The following is a 20,687-nucleotide window of genomic DNA, read 5'->3' on the forward strand; positions in this document are numbered from 1 at the left end:
AACCTACAGCCAAAGAAACACCAAAACCTATAAGTTGAAAGACATTAAAACCTATAAGTGATATAACACTAAAACCTATAAACAATGATTGATAGCTGGTCACTATTATGAGTAATAGTTGGAGCGAACATGAATGACATATCACAAAAACTAGCAGATTCGCTTGAGCAATTACAAAAACTTCAAGAGTCAGGGACTGTTGCCATCCAGTCTAAGCAACTTAGCAGAGTGCATCGAGAGCGGCTATTGAAGCACGGGTTTATTCGCGAAGTCATCCGGGGTTGGTACATATCGGCGATGCCAGATGAAAAGCCGGGTGACAGTACATCTTGGTATACTTCTTTCTGGGGCTTTTGCGGCGCTTATTTGTCACAGCGATTCGACAATGCCTGGTGCCTCTCACCTGAACAATCAATTAGCCTGCACATCGGCGATAGAACCGTACCTCAGCAATTACTCGTGCGCTCGCCTAAAGGCAATAATAAACCTACTGCCTTTTTGCACAACACCTCGGTTTTTGATGTTCGATTGAACATGCCTGCCACAGAATACATTGAAAACTTGGAAGGGCTAAATGTCTATAGCTTAGCGGCTGCACTTGTTTACGCTTCGGCGAACCAGTTTCAAAATGCGCCCATCCAAATACGTACTGCCTTATCGATGGTGACAGATGCATCCGACGCACTATCCGTTTTACTTGCAGGTAATCACAGCGTGATTGCTGGCCGTTTAGTGGGCGCCTTTAGAAATATCGGCCGGAATCTGATTGCTGATAATATCTTAAAGGGCATGCAAGCGGCCGATTTGAAAGTGCAGGAAGAAGATCCATTTGCAGAAAAAGTGCAGGTAAACTTTGGTCGTCGTGATGTGTCACCCTATGTTAATCGAATGAGGTTAATGTGGGCACAAATGCGTGAAAGTGTTATCGCGCACTTCCCTGAACAAACACAACAAAGCGTCGACATCGAAACCTACATGGCTGAAGTAGAAGACAAATACGTTACAGACGCATACCACTCACTGTCTATTGAAGGCTATCGTGTGACTCACGAATTGATTGAACTGGTTCGCTCTGGTAATTGGCAAGCTGAAGGTTCAGACGAGAGTAAAAGGCATTTAGATGCTATGGCCGCCAAAGGCTACTGGAATGCATTTCAGGAAGTTAAAAAAGCCGTGTTAGCGGTGTTAGAAGGTAGAAACGCTGGCGATGTATTGGAACAGACACACAGCGATTGGTATCTGGCTTTATTTGGCCCAAGTGTGGCTGCTGGTATTATTAAGCAGTCGGACTTGGCTGGTTACCGGACAGGACCAGTCTATATTCGTCAATCTATGCACACTCCACCAAGTAGAGAAGCGGTTCGCGATATGATGCCAACACTCTTCGACTTGCTCGCAGAGGAGAAAAATTCAGCCGTCAGAGTGGTACTGGGGCACTTCATTTTCGTCTACATCCATCCTTACTTTGATGGCAATGGCAGAATGGGAAGATTTGTTATGAATTTAATGATGGCATCGGGTGGCTATCCCTGGACAATTGTACCCGTCGAACGACGAGACGAATATATGCAAGCGTTGGAAGCTGCCAGCGTCAACCAAGATATCGTGCCCTTTACAAAGTTCTTGGCGTCTTTGATTTAATCATTCTCAGTTTGGAGAAGTGAACACCAGCAAGCTCCGCAACTTCAGCTTGTTTTAAGAGGAATAGTCTCGATTTAGTCGGGCTTGCTTCAACCTTTCGCCGAGCTCTTCTGCTAATAATATGGCAGTCACACCGTTCACTATAAAGTCCCGATTTGGTTACATTAGGGCCCTTTAACCTATTTGAGTAACCATTTTGGGACTTTATTTGATCATTGAGGAATATTGCTTATATCAGATAAAAGCGATAATCGGGGCGAGCACAGACATCTCTGCATAATGGGGTAAAAAGCTGTTGTCGCTTACCTTAATGGTAACGGGAGAATGGGAAAATTTATTATGAATCTAATGATGGCAGCTGGTGGCTACCCTTGGACAATTGTGCCGGATACGCGGCGAGATGAATACATGTAAGCGTTGTAAGTAGCCAGCGCCAAACAGGATATTGTGCCTTTTACAAAGTTCATGGCATCGCTACGTTAATTAAAATATTAAATTTACTATGTGAATTCGCAGGCAGCTTAATAATGCCCCTGTTATACCTTGGACAGTTTCACCGAATTTGTTGAGGCACTCATTACTATGTCCATAGCGTTATTTGTTAGTTTTAATATTTCACAACAGGGTGTATGGTTACAACTTAAGTATAATAAAAGTGGGTGACTAACTCACAGTATCAAGGATGATCTATGAAGCTTTCAAACGTACTTTCTCTAGTTAATCAGGTCGAAAAATCTAAGTTCATCAATGCGATAGATCGCCTATGCAGTGATGCGGTTAAACACGATAAGAAAATAGCCGCCCAACTGAACAAGCTAGATGGACAGATTAAAGATGCATCTAGCACCGACATCACACAATTATTCAAAATTGTCCTTCCGTATTTCGAAAAGTCAGTGCGAGAGCAATTGGCCATGCTTGGTGCCCAGGCCACTTTACTCACTAACATTTTGAGCCGAGACGGCAATTGCATTGCAAGAATTAATTGGATTGAATCTCTTTATGCAAAGGAGTGGGCAATAATTGATAAAAGAGCAAATGAACTCAAGTCAGAGATTGAATCAGTCGAAGATGGTGAGACCTTTAACGATGGAAAGCGCTTAGGGATTTATCACGCTTGCTTAAATGAAGCTTACTCAAATGATGAGAGAAGTAATCGTGAGTCAAAAATTACCGATGACGAGCGAGGTATTCTCAACGTTTTAGCGAAAAAATTAGATGTGACTGCAGACGACCAAGCAGGAATAGAGCACTTGATAGATGAAACGCCTAAAAATGGTGTTCAAGAAGCGCTGAACGAACTACGAGAGATCGGATTAGTTTTTGTTAGCCGTAAGCTCCAAACCGTATACGTTCCAGACGAAATAGTTAACTTACTTCATCGGCTTCAAGGAAAAGAGTTAGCCGACAAACATTTCCTCAGAATCTTACGCACTTTCAGTGATGCCGAGCTTTCAAATATCCTTAAGAATCATAGAAAAAAAATTCGTGGAATTGAGCGCAAAGAGAAAGTCCAAAATATAATGAAATTAGGCGTTGCTGTTTCTCAGGTTTTACAAACAGATCTCTATGCTGATAACACTCCTCTCAATGATAGAAAGGAGCGACTTAAAGCCTTAATTCAAGACCTAGATTTAGACTTAGAGAAATTAGGTACTACTCTTGAAGAACGTACTTCTATCATCCTAAATACATTAAATACATGCACTGAGCATGAGTTTAACGCCCTTAGCGCCACGGGGTTCAAAGAACTATTTTCAGCATTGCAAAACCATTTTCCCTCCCTCTCCTCAGTATTAAAACAAGAGTTTGAATTAGAAGAGCAAGAAGAATTAGACGTAGAGAAATTAAGAGCACTAAGTATTACGCCTTACGATATTCTTTACATGCTTACCAACGATGAAGTGAAAGCGGTAGTTGAAAGCATGGGTATTAAGAAACGCGGTAACCTGCGTTTGAACATATTAAATAGTTTCGCAGATGCTACAGACAAATTGATCGATAACTATGCGGCACTTGCTAGACGTGATTTAGCAGCCTTAAAAGCTGAAAATGTAGAAATTGCCGAAGCTGATATAGGCGTTAAATTTGAGGAAGTAACAAAAGCTATATTTGAACAACTTGGCTTAATTGTCGATGAAGACCTTCGCCGCTCAATAAATACCTCAAAAGACAAGGCCGATATTCTTATTTCCATAAGTGAAACTGATGTAATTGTTGGCGAAGCTAAAACCTGTAAAAACGGTGACTTTGCGAAATACTCGACGACTTCAAGGCAAGTTAAAGCATATGTAAATCGCTGCGAGAATGCAGGTAAACGAGTAGCTCAAGTGTTAATTGTGGCGCCGACGTTTTCAGAAGATTTTGTAGAAAGTGCTGAGATGGATACTGAAGTAAATATTTCTTTGCTTGAGGCTGAAGGTTTGAAGAAAATATTGGACGCTTATGAAGCTCGTCGTAATCCCAAGTTTTCTGCGAAGTTGTTTACTAAGGGTGGGTTATTAAAGGCTGATCTTATAGCGAAGAATATTTGAATTATGCTTCTCTCAGGCTTCTTCTCCCTACAGATTGTGCTTTATAAATAATCGAAGAATGATTATCAATTAGAAGGAACTAAGTATGATAAGCCGTATAACGCTTCAGGGAGTAGCCAGCTATTCAGCGGATACACCTCAAACAATAGAAGGCTTACTAAGAATAAACTGTTTTTATGGTTTAAACGGCTCAGGCAAATCTACCATAGCTAAATATTTGCAGACACCAACCGAACTCGATTTTGTATCATGCGCTGTGACACCGGATATTGAAGAAGGTGTCATTGTTTACAATCAAAAATTCGTTAAAGACAACTTCTGGGATAGCACACAGCAACCTGGTGTATTTACTGTTAACGAAGAAAATGTAGAAGCAGAAAAAGCTATTGAAGTCGCTGAAGCCAAAATTGAACAGCTAAAAAAGCAGCAGCGCGATATACAAGCTCAAGCTGACAAAGTAAAAGATCAAAAGACTAAAGAACAAACTGACCTAGAAAACAAAGTCTGGACTGAAAAAGACAAGTTTGTAAAAACTTCATTGGAGTTTTGTCTTGAGCGAAAGCAGCGGAAAAACCTGTTTTTGGACGCCGTAAAAGCGGCCAATTTAGCCAGCGATGATATTACATTGGAGCAGCTATTTGAGCAGGCAAAGGAACTTGAGAAACCAGATCTTAAACAAAAGCCACTGTTGACTTTAATTAGTTTTGAGCGAGACTCAATCGAACTAGATCACGTTAACTCAGAAGCGATTGTTGGCTCATCATCATCCTATTTGTCAACATTAGTGGAAAAGATTGGACACTCTGATTGGGTCAGAGACGGGCTTGCTCATTTCAAACAATCTGATGGTGTTTGCCCTTTTTGTCAGGAGACACCAATTGAGATTTTCGAGGCAAACTTAAAAGCACTATTTGATGAAACCTATAAGCAGAAATGCGAGCAGATTGCATCTAACAAAAAAGCCTATGAAGAAGCCATCAAATATACAGTATCGGCTCTTTCGTCTGAAGAATTTAATGATGAATATGTAACTCAAAGCGCAGTATTCGCTGCGGCCAAATCAAAGCTCCTCGCATGTCTTAACAACAATTTAAACTTATTGAAAGATAAAGAAGCAAAACCAAGCATCGAAGTAAACTTAACTAGCTCGATGGAATTGCTAGCTAAGCTAAACAAATGCATCGAATCAATTAATGAGCAAATAGTAGACTTTAACCGTCGCATTACCAGTAAACCCCAAATCAAAGCTACCATAAGGAATCAGTTCTGGCAGATACACAAACGAACCTACAATGCAGTAATAGAGCTAGTAGAAGAAAAGCTCATAGGCTTAGATAAAGAGCTCGAGACCCTTAGAGATCGATATCGAGCAAAGGCTATAGAGATTACAGAGCAACAGGCGATTATTTCCGAGCAACGCCAAAAAACCACCAATATAGAAACAGCTATTCAAAATATCAGGAATACGCTAATTAGTGTTGGTGTTGACGATTTTCATATTGAGAAAGTTGATGACGCTGAAGCGAGATACAGAATTGTACGAAAAGGAGGGGCTTCACTAAATGTATACGATACACTTAGTGAAGGTGAAAAAACACTCGTCACATTTTTATATTTCCTTGAGCTATGTAAAGGCTTGCCTTCGCCAGACTCTCCTTTGGGAATTGCAGATAAAATTATTGTAATAGATGACCCGGTATCTAGTTTGTCGCACAACTTCGTGTATGAAATTGCAACACTTATCCAGCAAAAAATTGTTAAGAAGCAATACAAGCAAGTTTTTCTGTTTACACACAACCTGTTCTTCTTCCACGAGATAATGAACCAATCAGGTCTCAAGCAAGACGAGTTTACTCAGCAATACAGCTTATACAGAATATACAAAAGTGAGTTTAGCAAAATCGTGTCTATTCAAAGGAACGATATACGAAACGAATATGACGGCTATTGGCAAATCATTAGAGATGCCAAAGCAGATAGTGTTTGTAGCCCTATTTTGCCCAACGCAATGCGCAATGTTTTGGAACACTTCTTTTCCTTTGTCCATAAAAAAGACAAGTTGTCAGAAGTTCTCGGTAACTTAGGGAGTGAACACATTAATTACAGGCCAATGCTTAGATATATTAGCAGGGAGTCGCACTCAGACATGGTGAACTTGACCGATTTTGGTGACATTGATACGGGCAGGTTCTTGGAGATCTTCAGGCAGGTTTTTGTCCGAACTGAGTATGACGACCACTACAAAAAGATGATGAAATGATGACCTACCATATACAACGAACATTTCACCCAATAGGGCAAGGAGCGTTTTACTCTGAACGCCATGATGATTTCAACATTGTTTATGATTGTGGTGCAAGACCATTGTCACCTTATGCAAAATCTCTTGTTCAATCTGTTTTTACAGCGTCGGATAAAATCGACGTGTTATTTATCTCTCATTTCGACTACGACCACGTTTCAGCGATATCTTTACTCATGCGAAAGGTTAAAAAAATCAAAAAAGTAGTATTACCGTTACTGCATGATGAACATAAAAACTTACTGATAAATATAAATAGAGCAATGTCTCAAAACATAATAAAGCTGCTCAAAGACCCTCAATCATTCTTCGGTGAAGATACCGATATTGTTTATGTGAAACCCGCCTCGCCGCAGGAGGAAAATGATGACAATGAAGGGGAAGAGAAAAGGCTGCTTGATCTGAAAGAAATACGACATATGCAAGATCCGCTCTCTGGCAAAATTGAAATAAAAAGTGGTTCAAAGCTGAGGTTGGGAGCAGAGTTAAGCTGGGTTTTTGTACCTTACAATTTCTGTAATAAAAAACGATCAATCCAATTAGAGAGTGAACTGGAATCTGAAGGCTTCTGCGTTACTCAACTGAAAAACGACCCGATTTATAGCCTGAAAGCTTTTTCGACACCTGCAAGTCGAAGAGTTTTGAGAGAGATTTACACCCGTGTTGATGGCAACGTAAATGAAAATTCCCTGTTACTGTACTCTGGACCAGATACCTCTTTTAACAAAGATGAGCTGTTGCATTGTTATGTTGAAATTGGCTGGCCAGACTTTTGGTTTCATAGAACTAATTCAGGATGTATTTACACCGGAGACGCTGATTTAAACAAAATAAGCCTCAATACCGAATACTCAGAATACATCGAGAGTGTTGGTGTTATACAAGTCCCTCATCATGGCTCGAGACACAATTTTGCTATTGAAGCATTTGAAGGTTTTTGGCCACATATTGTTTGTCCAGTCTCATGTGGAGAACAAAACCAATACGGACATCCTGCCAGTGAAGTGATAAACCAATTGGCTTTAAGGTTATTTACACCTTTAATAGTCACTGAGCAACCCGAAACGGAATTCATACAACATATTTTTTTCATCAATAAAAGAGCAGAGTCTCTACAAAAAACTGTTGGGAAATTTTAATAAAGAGCAACTACCCTAACTGAAGAGTAGGCCACCTAGCGAAGATTCCTGTACTAACTCTAGTAAAGTCATGGGGTATTAGTTCATGAATGAAAAAAATAGAAGACACTGAATTTAAAGAATTTCGCCAAAACTTTTTTATGCCGGTGTCGTTAAATGGCATTTATGTTAATAACAATTACGGCACGTTTACCTTAAAAAATCACATAAGAAAGCGAGCCGATTGGCTCGCTTTTAAAACTTTTCTCACTTTGAGAGCAAAGCCGGTTACACCCTACTCCTCAACATAGCTCTCAATGCTAGGGCATGAGCAGATCAGGTTACGGTCGCCGTAAACGTCATCAATACGGTTAACCGTTGGCCAGAACTTGTTTCTGTGTACTTCTGGTGCTGGGTACGCTGCTAGCATGCGGTCGTAGCTGCGGTTCCAGTCGCTGTCACAGATGTCAGCTAGTGTGTGCGGTGCATTGTGTAGCGGGTTGTCTGTGGCATCCCACTCGCCGCTTTCTACTTTCGCAATTTCCTGGCGAATGCTAACCATCGCGTCAATGAAACGGTCTAGTTCATACTTCGCTTCCGACTCGGTGGGCTCAATCATAAGCGTACCCGCTACTGGGAAGCTCATGGTTGGCGCGTGGAAACCGTAGTCGTTTAAGCGCTTCGCAATGTCTAGCTCGGTTACACCGCTTGCTTCTTTAAGCGGGCGAAGGTCAATAATACATTCGTGCGCTACGCGGCCATTGTTGCCTTTGTAAAGCACTGGGAAGTGCCCTTCTAGCTTCTTCGCCACATAGTTAGCGTTAAGAATAGCTACTTCGGTTGCACGGCGAAGGCCAGCGCTGCCCATCATCTTGATGTACATGTAGCTAATAGGCAGAATAGATGCACTGCCCCATGGCGCTGCCGATACCGCACCACAGTCTTTACCTGCCGTTTCTACGTTAACAACCGTGTGGTTTGGTAGGAAAGGCGCAAGGTGCGATTTAACACCAATTGGTCCCATACCTGGGCCACCGCCACCGTGTGGAATACAGAAGGTTTTGTGCAGGTTAAGGTGCGACACGTCTGAACCAATGAAGCCAGGTGACGTAATGCCCACCTGCGCGTTCATGTTCGCGCCGTCCATGTAAACCTGACCGCCGTATTGGTGAACAATGTCACAAATCTCGCGCACGGTTTCTTCATACACACCGTGGGTAGACGGGTATGTGATCATGGCGCACGATAGGTTATCGCCCACTTCTTCTGCTTTCTTGCGAAGGTCGTCAAGGTCTACGTTACCTTTGCTATCACAGGCTACTACTACCACTTTAAGGCTAACCATTTGCGCAGACGCTGGGTTAGTACCGTGGGCAGAGCTTGGAATAAGGCACACATTTCTGTGACCTTCGCCGCGGCTTTCATGATAGCGCTGAATAGCCAATAGGCCTGCGTATTCACCTTGCGCACCTGAGTTAGGCTGCATTGAAAGCGCGTCGTAACCTGTTACGTTAATTAGCCACTCGCTTAGCTCAGCAATCATTTCTTGATAGCCTGCTGCTTGGTCTAATGGCGCAAACGGGTGAAGCTGACCGAACTCTGCCCATGTTACTGGGATCATTTCTGCCGTTGCGTTTAGCTTCATTGTGCACGAACCCAATGAAATCATTGAATGGTTAAGCGCCAAGTCTTTGTTTTCAAGGCTCTTGATATAGCGAAGCATCTCTGTTTCAGAGTGATACTTGTTAAACACTTCGTGTGTCAGGAAGTCGCTGGTACGTACAAGATCGTCAGGGATAGACTTCACAGCTTGCGTGGTTACTTCTGCGTCTAAACCTTCTACCGTTAAGCCGTGCTCTTCACCAAGCAGTACGTCGAATAGCGCAATAATGTCTTCGCGTGTCGTGGTTTCGTCTAGCGACACACCTACCGCACTTTCAAGGTCTGCACGTAAGTTCATGCCTTTTGCGTATGCGCTTGCAAGTACGTCTTCTTTGTTGTTAACCATTACGGTTAGCGTGTCGAAGTACGTGCTGTGCTTAAGAGCTACACCTTTCTCTGCGCCTTTCTGGGTTAAACCAGTGGCAAGAATGTCGGCGAAGCGGTGAATGCGCTCAGCAATAGTTTTAAGACCTTGTGGGCCGTGGTATACCGCGTAGAAGCTTGCCATATTGGCTAAAAGCACCTGGGCTGTACAAATGTTTGAGTTCGCTTTTTCACGACGAATGTGTTGTTCACGGGTTTGTAGCGCCATGCGAAGCGCTGGGCGACCACGGCTGTCTTTACTTACACCAATAATACGGCCAGGTAGTGAACGCTTATAGCTATCGCGGGTTGCAAAGAATGCCGCGTGCGGACCACCGTAGCCCATAGGCACGCCAAAGCGCTGTGCACTACCAAGTGCAACGTCTGCACCTAGCTCGCCTGGCGACTTAAGCATTACCAAGCTCATTAGGTCAGCAGCTACTGCCACAATCCCTTTGTTCGCTTGTACCGCTGCAATGATGTCGCTGATGTCCTTTACTTCGCCTGTAGAAGTTGGGTATTGAAGTAGCGCACCAAAAATATCGTGCTCAGCTGCTTCTTCTGCTTCACCTTTAATGATTTCAAAACCGAACATTTCTGCGCGGGTTTCTACCACGTCAACCGTTTGCGGGTGAACGTCGTTTGCGATAAAGAACGCATTTGCTTTTTTGTTCTTAGACACACGCTTAGCAAGGCCCATGGCCTCTGCTGCAGCCGTACCTTCATCAAGTAATGACGCCGACGCTAACTCTAGGCCTGTTAGGTCGATAGTCACTTGTTGGAAGTTAAGAATGGCTTCCAAACGGCCTTGTGCAATTTCTGGCTGGTACGGCGTGTACGCAGTATACCAACCTGGATTTTCTAGCACGTTGCGAAGAATAACGTTAGGTACGTGAGTATCGTAGTAACCCATACCAATGAAAGAACGGTTAATTTTGTTCTTTTGCGCAACCGCTTTTAATTCACTTAATGCTTCAACTTCTGTCGCCCCTTCACCACATTTTAGTGGCTCTGGTAGCGCAATACCTGCCGGTACAGTTTGCTCAATTAAATCGTCTAGTGAGCTTGCACCAATCGCAGACAGCATTTCTTCAATTTCGCCTTTACCCGGGCCAATGTGACGACGGATAAATGTATCTTTTTGCTCTAGTTGAGCCAATGTAGGGGAAGTATTCGACATAACGTTGTTTAGCACTCGTAATGGTTGCCGCAAGGGCGCGTTAAATCTTTAAGTTAAAAAGGGGCTGAATTATCTTCATGCCCCTTTTCAAATTATGGTTCTTTTAAAACTGCGTAACGAATTACTCTTCGTCGATGCTGTTTTCGTAGCCTTCAGCGTCTAGTAGACCTTCTACTTCTGCCGCATCGTCAGCTTTAATTTTGAATAGCCAACCGTCGCCGTATGGGTCTGAGTTAACTAGTTCTGGAGAATCTTCTAGGTCTTCGTTAATTGCTACAATTTCACCTGAAATTGGCGCGTAAACGTCAGACGCTGCTTTTACCGATTCAGCAACACATACGTCGTCGCCAGTGCTTACCGCATCGCCAACATCTGGCAAGTCAACGAAAACCATGTCACCAAGTAAGCCTTGTGCGTGCTCAGAAATACCTACAGTGAAAACACCGTCACCATCAGGGCGAACCCATTCGTGCGTAGCGGCATAGCGTAAATCAGTTGGGATGTTGCTCATAATCGTTCCTGTTAATCTTTGTAAACTTAAGAAGTAATTTTATAAAACACTTTTTCCATTGCGAACAAAGGAGGGCTTAACCACTTTTACTGTAACCCACTTTTTGCGCATTTCCACTTCTACTGTTTCACCAACATCACGTGGTACTCGTGCCATAGCAATTGAGTGACCTAGTGTTGGAGAGAACGTACCTGAAGTAATAACGCCTTCGCCGCTTTCTGTTTTCACTTTAAGACCGTGACGCAGCACGCCTTTTTCAGTCATCACCAAGCCTACAAGCTTGTCGGTACCTGCTTCGCGCTGCGCCTCTAGTGCTTTACGCCCTACGAAGTCACGGTCAGCCGGTTCCCATGAAATTGTCCAGCCCATGTTAGCCGCTAATGGCGATACGGTTTCATCCATATCTTGGCCATACAGATTCATGCCTGCTTCTAGGCGAAGCGTGTCACGCGCACCTAGGCCACATGGCTTAACGCCCGCGTCTAGTAGTGCTTGCCAGAAGCTTTGTGCTTGCTCAGCTGGGACCATAATTTCGTAGCCCGCTTCACCGGTGTAACCTGTGGTGGCAATGAACAAGTCTTCTGCTTGTACACCAAAGAATGGCTTCATGCCCGCTACCGCTTCTTTTTGCGCTGCGCTGAACAAGGTGGCTGCTTTTTCTTTTGCGTTAGGGCCTTGTACGGCAATCATGGCAAATTCAGGGCGCTCGGTGATGGTTACGTCAAAGCCTTCTGCTTTGCTCATTAACCAGTTCATGTCTTTTTCGCGCGTTGCTGAGTTAACCACTAGGCGATAGTTAGTTTCGTCGAAGTGATAAACGATAAGGTCGTCTACAACACCGCCTTCTTCGTTAAGCATGCCGCTGTATAGTGCTTTGCCTTTGTCTTTTAATTTCGCCACGTCGTTGGCTAACAGGTACTGAAGATACGCTTTCGCTTGTGCGCCTTTTACGTCAACAATGGTCATGTGAGATACATCAAACATACCCGCGTCTTGACGCACAGCGTGATGTTCTTCAATTTGTGAACCGTAGTTAATTGGCATATCCCAGCCGAAGAAATCGACCATTTTCGCACCCGCTTCTAGGTGCTTTGCATGTAGGGCGGTGGTGTTAGACATTCCACTTACTCTTTTTAATTTGAAAGGTAGAAAACGAGATTGAGTATAGTGAGCTAATGTTTATGCAACAAATTGGAAATTTTTATCAATACATTTGAAATGTAAATGTATTAATGGATAAACATGAGGAAAGCAAATATGTAAGCGCTTGCTGATGCTTTTAGATAGCTTAACGAAGATCGCAGCCACGACTATCGAACCTGAAAAAACTTAATATCAGATGGTGTTTAGAACAGGGAGTTACAATTTAATACCTAGCTTTTTTGAAACGTTGCTGAGTGTTTGCTGCGTAGTTGTTGAGGGCGTTGTAAGAAATGTTTAAATACTTACTAGTAGCCTGTTGTAAGTTGTTCGACAGCAAGTGTGCTAAACGCACACCTCGCCATTTTGCCAAACGTGCGCAAGCGCGTTGTTTTCGCTCAGTTCTACAAAGTTTGCCCGTTGGCCTACAGCAATGCTGCCTACCTTTTCGTTAATGCCCATAAACGCAGAAGGCGTTGCACTTGCCATGAGGCTCGCTTCTTCTAGCGAAATCCCTATGTCGTTAACACAGTTAATAACCGCGCCGTGCATGTCTAAGCAGCTTCCTGCCAGCGTGCCATCAGGTGTAGTAAGTTTGTTACCCACACGGGTAATATGCGTATCGAAAAAGTCGATAACGTCTTCATCAGCCCCAACATGGGCCATGGCATCGGTAACCAGCATTAATTGGGATGGCCCTTTGGTTTTAAAGGCAAGCTCAACCGCCTTTGGGTGTAAGTGCTGATGATCGACAATGATGCCGCAGGTGTTATTGCTTAGAAGCGCTGCGCCAACCATCCCCGGTTCGCGAGAGGTGAACGGCGACATCGCGTTGTATAAATGAGTAAACCCAGTCGCGCCTGCCTCAATCGCCCTTTCCACCACTTCAAACGGTGCATTAGAGTGCCCTAGCGCTACAATAACGCCTTGGTTTACTAAGTCGCGAATAACATCACAAGAGGTATTCTCTGGCGCTAAGGTAATCATTACCTTGCCGAGGTCTTTGCGGGTATAAGTGGCAAGCTCTCTGTCGGTAAGCGGGCGAATATATTTTGAAAGATGTACACCTTTTTTCTCAACGCTTAAGTGCGGCCCTTCGAAGTGAATACCTTCAACACTAGGATGACCGCTTTCTATTGCTTCACTTACCGCATAGGCCGCGCTTTCAATGGTTGTAATATCATCGGTAATAAGTGTGGGGAAGAACGTTGTGGTGCCAAACTTGCGATGCGCCTGGGCCATTGTTTTTATGCTTTGATATGTGGGCGCGTGATTAAACATTACGCCACCGCCACCGTTTACTTGGGTGTCTACAAACCCGGGTATAAGTTTGTTGTGCACTCGCGTAGAAAACGCTTCGCGGTGCGTTTGTGACCCTGAAAGCGTTTCAATGTTAGCGATTACGCCATTTTCGATGGTAAGTACCTGGTCTTTTTCCCATGTACCTTTTATCAAAATATTTTCGGCCAAAATAGTCTTCATCATTGCGCTTTCACTTTCCTAATTGGGTGCGGTTGTAGCATTATGTTTAACGCGCGGGTTAACGCTAGCTTGCGTACATTCTCTGTCTGTAACTCTTATGCGTTGTGCTTAATTTATTTCAAGACTAGCGTTCGTTATAAACGGCTTTAGCATACTTAATAGCACCTTGCTGAGGAAATAATTCACACGCTTGCACGCGAGCGCGAATTTTTTCAGATAAGTACGGTACATACACTTTGCTTAGCCCACCGATTAGGGCAAGATTATAGGTATTCTCCCCTAAAAGCTGCTGGGCCATTGCTTCTAAATATTCAGCGCCCTCTTTAAAGATACGAACCACCCCGTCATTTGCTTCTTGTAAAAGTGGCAGCATGCAGGGTACTAAACTGGCGTAATGATGTGTGCTAAAGCCTGCGCACTTTGCCACAATGTCATCTGCGTTTGTTGTACCAAGCGCTTCACACACCTGCTTTGCTAGAACATCAGGGCTTCGAATATTATCTACACATAATAAGGTGTGCTGAATGGCTTTTAAACCCAGCCAAGCGCCACTGGCAACATCGCCTATAGGGAAGCCATGCCCCCCAACATCGGTGAATTTACCCTCGGCAAATACCGCTCCTGCCGACCCCGTACCCACAATAATTACTGCACCGGGCTTGCCGTTGTGCGCGCCTACGCAGGCAGCGTGTAAATCACTTAGCACAAACAGCGAATGAAACGGATGTTCCCAGCTTTCAAAACGCGCTTTAGCAGAAGTAATATTAGCGCCAGCAAGCCCGGCGCCAACGATACATTGTGATGCTGTGATGGGTTTTACTGTGGCGTCGCTGCTTTGTGAAGCCAAAAAGGCATTGGCAGATGCAATAGCTTTGTTTACGCCATCCATTATGGATGTTTTAGCAAGCTCTCCGTCACGCATAATATTGGCAGGGCCGCTAATGCCTTCTCCTAACTGCGCCCCGTTTTTATCTTGCAATGTAACTCTGCAATTGGTGCCGCCGCCGTCTATGCCGATAAAGTACAATTCAGAGTTCATTACACGTTCTCGCAATTATAGTAAGTCGTTTTAATGGGTAGAGTGCGCGATGTTACAGCAAAGCGCCTGGCACCCGAAGCGTAAAATTTTCAAAGCCGTGCAGGTTCGAAATGAATCGAGTAAAGAACCTGGGCTTTCACTCCAATACATTTGCAAATATAATCACTACAAGCACATGTATTAATAAAGCTAATAAATATGAAACAGCTTTCTTTAGACACATTACGTACTTTCGTAAGCGTTATCGAACTGGGTGGTTACGCAAAAGCGGGCGACTTTTTGGGTCGCTCTCAACCTGCCATTAGCTTGCAAATCAAAAAGCTAGAGTCGCAGTTAGACAGAAAGTTATTCACCAAAGTTGGTCAGCGCCATGTACCTAGTGCTGATGGAAACTGGCTTTACCCAAAAGCTAAAGAGCTGCTAGAGCTTAACGACAATATCTTTCGAAGCTTAACCCCTGCTCCATTAAGCGGGCGATTGCGTTTGGGCATTCCTAACGAATTCGCCTCTACCTTGTTACCGGGATTAATCGGAGAGTTTTCGAAGCGCTACCCGGACGTATCGTTAGAGGTAACGTCTGCACTAAGTCGCGATTTACTTCATCCGACACAACGCGACCATTTCGATCTAATTTTGGCATTAGTTAACCCAGGCGAGCAGACAGAAGGCGAAGTGGTATTAGAAGACGATGTAGTGTGGGTTGGCGACAACGCTCATCCGTTGGTAGGACATAACATTCCGTTAGTGTTAGCGCCAGATGGCTGTATGTATCGAAGCCGCGTAATTGAGCAGTTAAAGCAGCAAACCTTTGCATGGAAGATTAGCTATACCAACGCTGATTTAGGGGGGCTTGTTGCGGCTATTCAACAAGGTCTTGGCGTCACCGCGCTCGCGAAATCAAGCTTGCCTGCCAACTTAGCGGTGTTAAACCACCCGCACTTGCCCAAGCTTGGTAAAGTGAACATTTGCCTGTTTAACCAAGACACCCAGCACCCTGTGATAAGCAAAACCTTGGCGGAATTCTTTAAGGTGCGGTTGAGAGGGTAATTTGTTTACAGCCAGATTTCCCCTTTTTTTTGGCTTTTTGTATCCAACAAAATTCAAGCACTGAAGTCGCAATCAAACAATAATCTGTATTTATATTGTTCTTAGTCAAACACGCACTTATTTCCTGCAAAACCTTTATTCTAAGACTAAAAATTAGTGCTATAACTATGAGCAAATAACCTATCGGTTTCAATGGAATGCATGCGCGCTTCGCTCAGTCACGCATTTTCACAAACGCTCTGGAGCTTTGGTAAGCTTCAGTTGAAGCGCCACGTATTTTAGGCTTAAGTTTGAGTTCGCGCGCCCGTTTAGAATAGTAAAATCCAGACAATAAATGATTGCCACAAACTTGCTTATCACGGCTTATGCGCCCTTAATTTTGCTCATTTACCTGATGGTGAAACCAAACGGTATGGCGTCAAGTAAAGCCTTGCCCTTAAGCGCCTTAGCTGCTTATTTAATTGTGATTTTTAACGGTCACTCACCTTTAACGCTCATACATGCTAGCGTTATACAAGGCGCTTTACTGGCGTTAACGCCTTTGTCTATTATAGCCGGCGCAATATTTTTGTTTCTGTGTATGGAAAAGACAGGTGCACTGGCAACCTTGAAGAGTGGCTTAAATACAATCAGTTCAAACAAGGTTGCTCAGTTGATGATTGTAGGCTGGGCGTTCGCATTTCTTATTGAAGGTGCCAGTGGTTTTGGCACGCCTGCTGCGATAGCGGCGCCCATACTTTTTAGTTTAGGTTTTGCGCCTGTAAACGTTGCCCTATTCTGCTTAGTGACCAATACCATTCCGGTCATTTTCGGTGCCATGGGTACGCCGGTGTGGTTTGGTATGTCGCTGTTATCACTGCAAGAAGACACTATTATTGATATCGCTACCCTTGCCGCATTAATCAGCACGCTTGTTGCACCAGCGATTGTGTTTATAGCATTGCGATTAGTTATACCATCTTGGAAAATCATATTCAGGCATTCGCTTTTTGTCGTTTCTTCGACATGCGCATGCACCCTGCCTTTCTTCGCATTAAGTTTTTACAGTGTTGAATTCACCTCGCTGCTAGGCGGCGGCATTGGCCTTATCATTACTGTTTTGATGGCTAAATCAGGGTTTGGGCTTTCCTCGGCAGCTAGCGAATCTGAAACAAAGGTTGATACACAGAAAAAGACTGCCGTACCCAGTGGCAGCGAGCTTGCCAAGGCATCTTTTCCCTTGTGGGGCACTGTAATAATGCTTTTACTTACTCGACTTCCAGAGCTTGGGCTAAGAAGCTTGTTACAAGATGGCGACCCTAATATAACGGCATCACTGGGAATATTAGGCAATTTATCCGTCAGCGCTAGCTTAGTTATATCGATAACAGGTATTTTAGGCACCAGTATTCAATGGAAACATAGCGTGCTTTACGTTCCGTCGTTAATACCTTTTATTGTCGTGGCGTTTGCCAGTGTATATAGTTTTGGCGCTCGGGAATGGGTTTCCAGAATAACATCCGTGTCGGTCCAAACCGCAGAACGTATGACAAAGCCACTATTTGCGCTATTGGGCGCGCTTGTATTTGTAAATTTAATGATGCTGGGCGGCGAAAAATCGGCCGTGTCAGTCATTGGCAAACACATGGCATACCTAGCGGGTAATAACTGGCCTCTTTTTGCACCGCTACTTGGTGCGCTTGGTAGCTTCTTTTCTGGTTCGGCCACCATTTCTAACCTTACCTTTGCAGGAATTCAGCACGCTATCGCTGAACAACTGTCTTTACCTTTACCGGTCGTACTTGCCCTTCAAAGCGTGGGTGCTGCAATGGGGAATATGGTGTGTATCAACAACATTGTGGCAGTAACTGCAATTTTAGGGCTTAAAAATCAAGATGGCTTTATATTGAAAAAAATGGCTGGTGTACTGGCTATATATGCGATTTTGGTAGGCAGTTTAGGGGCTAGCTTGATAAGCGTATATCGCGAGTAGGCTAATAGGACGAGGATTGTAAGAGGACGGCAAAACAAGGTAGCTGTCTTACCGCAAGTTAGTTAATAACAGCTTGATACATTGTCGAATACTGACCGCTAAAATAAAAATTTAATGATCGAACTTTATGCCCACATCACCATAATGGCTGCAATACCCACTAACAGAAGCCCGGCAAATTCACGTTTCGTGACAACGTTTTTTAACCAGTAGTGAGACACGAGCAAGGTTAACAACACCTCTAACTGTCCCAATGTTTTGACCAGTGCTACATGCTGTAATGCCATAGCAGTAAACCAACATATAGAACCTAAGCAGCTTACCGTACTTATCGCTAGCACCTGCTTTTTAGCATTCACTAATTGGATGAACACGAAAGGTTTAGTTAATGCAATATATCCACTTAAAGCTACAGCCTGAACGCACAATACCCATAATAGAACCCAAGCTGCTGCATGGGTGTATTGTATATCGAGCATGTGGCTAGCTTCACGCACTAGCAATGAAGTTAGAGCAAAGCAGGTACCGCAGGCAAGACCTATAACCATGGTTTTAACGCTAATACCATAAAGTCGGCTGCCACTACTTAAAATAAATATCGCGACGCCCCCTATCACAATACCCGCCCAACCGAGAGGTGTTAAGTAGCTGCCAAAAAAGAGCATGCCTACCACACCCGCCACTAAAGCTTCACTTTTAGCCAAGCCAGCTCCAATGGCAAAGTTCTTCTGCTTGAACAAAATCACCATTAAAGAAGTGGCAGCTATTTGAAGTAGCGAAGCACACAGTACCACTGCAATAAAAGAGCCTGAGAACTGAGGCACTTGACTGGCGCTACTGCTGTAGAGAATGAGCAAATAGACAAGGGCTATTGGCGGGGCCAAGATAAAGCGAGATAGCGTCACTCCGGAAGTATTTACTGAGCCGCTCAGCTTGCTCTGCAGTGCATTGCGCGCGGTTTGCATAACAACCGCGCCCAATGTAAATAAAATCCAACTCATCAGCGTCGCTTTATCTTGAAATTCATATTTTTATTTGCCGTACTAACGTGTTTTATTTAGCGTTAGTTTCACGACCAGACATCGACTGTAAACGCTTTGCTTTGAAGTCACTTTCGCGCTTCCAGTAAGGCCATACATCGCCTTGAGCATAATAAATTAACATAGAGCCAATAAGCGAGAGATCTTGCTCCACGCCACCTAATGCCCAGCTGGGAAGGTAGTCGTCATCTGCTTTATGGTAACGCTTGATAATAAAGCTTGGATCGGTATCGCCCAAGCTCATAAATAGAATCGATGGTACTCCCTGCTTAGCGAGCGCAAAGTGATCAGAGCGGAAAAACAAACCATTTTGAGGACGTGGGTCCATTTTTACGGTTCGCCCTTGTAACGCGGCTGCGTTTGCTAAGTCATCTTCAATAGATAAGTAACCCTCGCCGTATTGCAAAATATAATCTACGCCGTCGTTTACGTTCATGCCATCGATGTTTAAAAACGCCACCATTTTTGATGTGGGTATAGGCGGGTTGTTTGCGAAGAAATCAGCACCAAGCAGCCCCGTTTCCTCAGCAGTGAATGCACTGAACATAAGGGTACGTGAAAAGCGCTTTTCAGCTTTGGTAAGTACATCAGCCAATGTAAGCACGCCAGCCACGCCCGACGCATTGTCGACCGCGCCGTTATAAATGGTAGTTTGGCCGTTTTTCTCAACCTTTCCTAAGTGATCCCAGTGGGCATGTAGCATTACCCACTCGTCTGGCTCAGTGGTACCCTCTAAAATTCCTGCCACATTTTGAGACTCAGCGTGCTCAATAGTGTTGGTGAAGTTCAACGATGCCTTCGCTTTTAATTCAATAGGTGTGAAGCCAGGTTTCGATGCCTTTTCTTTTAGCTCGCCATAATCTAAGCCTGCTTTTTCAAATAGTTGTCTTGCCGCATTAAGATGAAGCCAGCCCATTACGCCAACTTGCGAAGCGTTGTTGTCTTTGTCAACCAAACTGAATTTAGTATTGGAGTTTGAGTTCTCGACAACACCCCATCCATAACCTGCGGGCATAGTTTCGTGAACAATGAAAACGGCTTCTGCACCTTGTCTAGCCGCTTCTTCATATTTGTATGTCCAACGACCGTAATAAGTCATGGCATTACCTTGAAATAAAGCAGGATCTTTAGAGGCAAATCCCGGATCATTCACCAACATGACAACCGTTTTTCCCTTTACGTTAATGTCTGCATAATCATTCCAATTATATTCAGGCGCATTAATGCCATAACCTACAAAGATAACGTCGCTGTTATTCAACGAATAATCTTTGACGATACGCTGCGTACGTGCCGTAAACTCAGCGCCAGCCTTAAACGTCAAATCACCAATATTAAGGGCGCTCATGTCATTAGGTGTAATTTTGGCAAGCGGTACGGCTTGAGTGTAGCTCTCACCGAAGGCGGGCCTCAGCCCTAACTTCTCATATTGGGCTACCAGATAACTTACTGTTTTCTTCTCACCTTTTGATAGTGGACCTCGACCTTCGAACTCATCGCTAGCAAGGGTTTTAACGTGCTCGCGATAAACCCCCAAATCAATAGGGGCATTATTCAGCTTCATTTTCTCGCTTGCTAGCGTTGCCGAAGATGATTCACCGGCGTTTTCGGTAGTAGCTTCAGCACTTGCTAAGCTAATAGAAAGAGCCGCGGTAA

13 protein-coding genes are annotated in these 20,687 nt (G+C 44.0%); 6 read left to right on the forward strand and 7 right to left on the reverse strand.

Annotated elements, in window-relative coordinates; translation table 11 throughout:
* The first annotated feature begins 129 nt into the window (after positions 1-129).
* The 4 genes from JC525_RS01935 to JC525_RS01950 all read left to right on the forward strand — a co-directional run bounded on the left by JC525_RS01935 (position 130) and on the right by JC525_RS01950 (position 7,616).
* Positions 130-1,641: a Fic family protein gene (locus JC525_RS01935; protein ID WP_198813919.1), complete on the forward strand. Its 1,512-nt coding sequence runs from the start codon at positions 130-132 to the stop codon at positions 1,639-1,641.
* Between the two features lie 689 nt (positions 1,642-2,330).
* The gene (locus JC525_RS01940) at positions 2,331-4,175 is read left to right on the forward strand and encodes a hypothetical protein (protein ID WP_061095824.1); all 1,845 of its coding nucleotides are present in this window, start codon (positions 2,331-2,333) and stop codon (positions 4,173-4,175) included.
* 85 nt (positions 4,176-4,260) lie between these two features.
* Positions 4,261-6,435, forward strand: a complete 2,175-nt coding sequence (locus JC525_RS01945) for an AAA family ATPase (protein ID WP_061095665.1) — start codon at positions 4,261-4,263, stop codon at positions 6,433-6,435.
* A complete protein-coding gene (locus JC525_RS01950; RefSeq protein ID WP_198813928.1) occupies positions 6,432-7,616 on the forward strand; it encodes an MBL fold metallo-hydrolase in 1,185 nt (394 codons plus the stop codon). Before JC525_RS01945 ends, JC525_RS01950 begins: the two co-directional genes overlap by 4 nt.
* 274 nt (positions 7,617-7,890) lie before the next feature.
* Here the strand turns inward: JC525_RS01950 and gcvP are convergent, their stop codons facing one another.
* The 5 genes from gcvP to JC525_RS01975 all read right to left on the reverse strand — a co-directional run bounded on the left by gcvP (position 7,891) and on the right by JC525_RS01975 (position 14,972).
* Positions 7,891-10,800 carry an aminomethyl-transferring glycine dehydrogenase gene (gcvP, locus tag JC525_RS01955; protein WP_198813929.1) on the reverse strand — a complete coding sequence of 970 codons (2,910 nt, stop codon included), beginning with the start codon at positions 10,798-10,800 and terminating at the stop codon, positions 7,891-7,893.
* A gap of 121 nt (positions 10,801-10,921) precedes the next feature.
* Positions 10,922-11,311 (reverse strand): glycine cleavage system protein GcvH, encoded by a 390-nt coding sequence (gene gcvH / locus JC525_RS01960; RefSeq protein ID WP_014979989.1) that lies wholly within the window; start codon positions 11,309-11,311, stop codon positions 10,922-10,924.
* A 39-nt stretch (positions 11,312-11,350) separates the two neighbouring features.
* The gene (gcvT, locus tag JC525_RS01965; RefSeq protein ID WP_198813930.1) at positions 11,351-12,430 is read right to left on the reverse strand and encodes a glycine cleavage system aminomethyltransferase GcvT; all 1,080 of its coding nucleotides are present in this window, start codon (positions 12,428-12,430) and stop codon (positions 11,351-11,353) included.
* A 366-nt stretch (positions 12,431-12,796) separates the two neighbouring features.
* A complete protein-coding gene (gene nagA / locus JC525_RS01970) occupies positions 12,797-13,936 on the reverse strand; it encodes an N-acetylglucosamine-6-phosphate deacetylase (protein ID WP_198813935.1) in 1,140 nt (379 codons plus the stop codon).
* 121 nt (positions 13,937-14,057) lie between these two features.
* Complete coding sequence (locus tag JC525_RS01975; RefSeq protein WP_198813937.1) at positions 14,058-14,972, reverse strand: BadF/BadG/BcrA/BcrD ATPase family protein; 915 nt, start codon at positions 14,970-14,972, stop codon at positions 14,058-14,060.
* Between the two features lie 198 nt (positions 14,973-15,170).
* Here JC525_RS01975 and JC525_RS01980 point away from each other — a divergent pair, with 198 nt between their 5' ends.
* Both JC525_RS01980 and JC525_RS01985 read left to right on the forward strand, forming a co-directional pair.
* The gene (locus JC525_RS01980; protein ID WP_198813939.1) at positions 15,171-16,019 is read left to right on the forward strand and encodes a LysR family transcriptional regulator; all 849 of its coding nucleotides are present in this window, start codon (positions 15,171-15,173) and stop codon (positions 16,017-16,019) included.
* Positions 16,020-16,353: 334 nt separating this feature from the next.
* Positions 16,354-17,991, forward strand: a complete 1,638-nt coding sequence (locus JC525_RS01985) for an L-lactate permease (protein ID WP_198813941.1) — start codon at positions 16,354-16,356, stop codon at positions 17,989-17,991.
* Between the two features lie 125 nt (positions 17,992-18,116).
* Here JC525_RS01985 and JC525_RS01990 read toward each other — a convergent pair whose 3' ends face one another.
* Positions 18,117-18,992, reverse strand: coding sequence for a multidrug transporter (locus JC525_RS01990; RefSeq protein ID WP_198813943.1), 876 nt, complete (start codon positions 18,990-18,992; stop codon positions 18,117-18,119).
* A 52-nt stretch (positions 18,993-19,044) separates the two neighbouring features.
* Positions 19,045-20,595 carry a M28 family metallopeptidase gene (locus tag JC525_RS01995; RefSeq protein WP_198814456.1) on the reverse strand — a complete coding sequence of 517 codons (1,551 nt, stop codon included), beginning with the start codon at positions 20,593-20,595 and terminating at the stop codon, positions 19,045-19,047.
* Between the last annotated feature and the right edge of the window lie 92 nt (positions 20,596-20,687).

This window comes from Alteromonas sp. IB21, assembly GCF_016405965.1.
Taxonomy (GTDB): domain Bacteria; phylum Pseudomonadota; class Gammaproteobacteria; order Enterobacterales; family Alteromonadaceae; genus Alteromonas.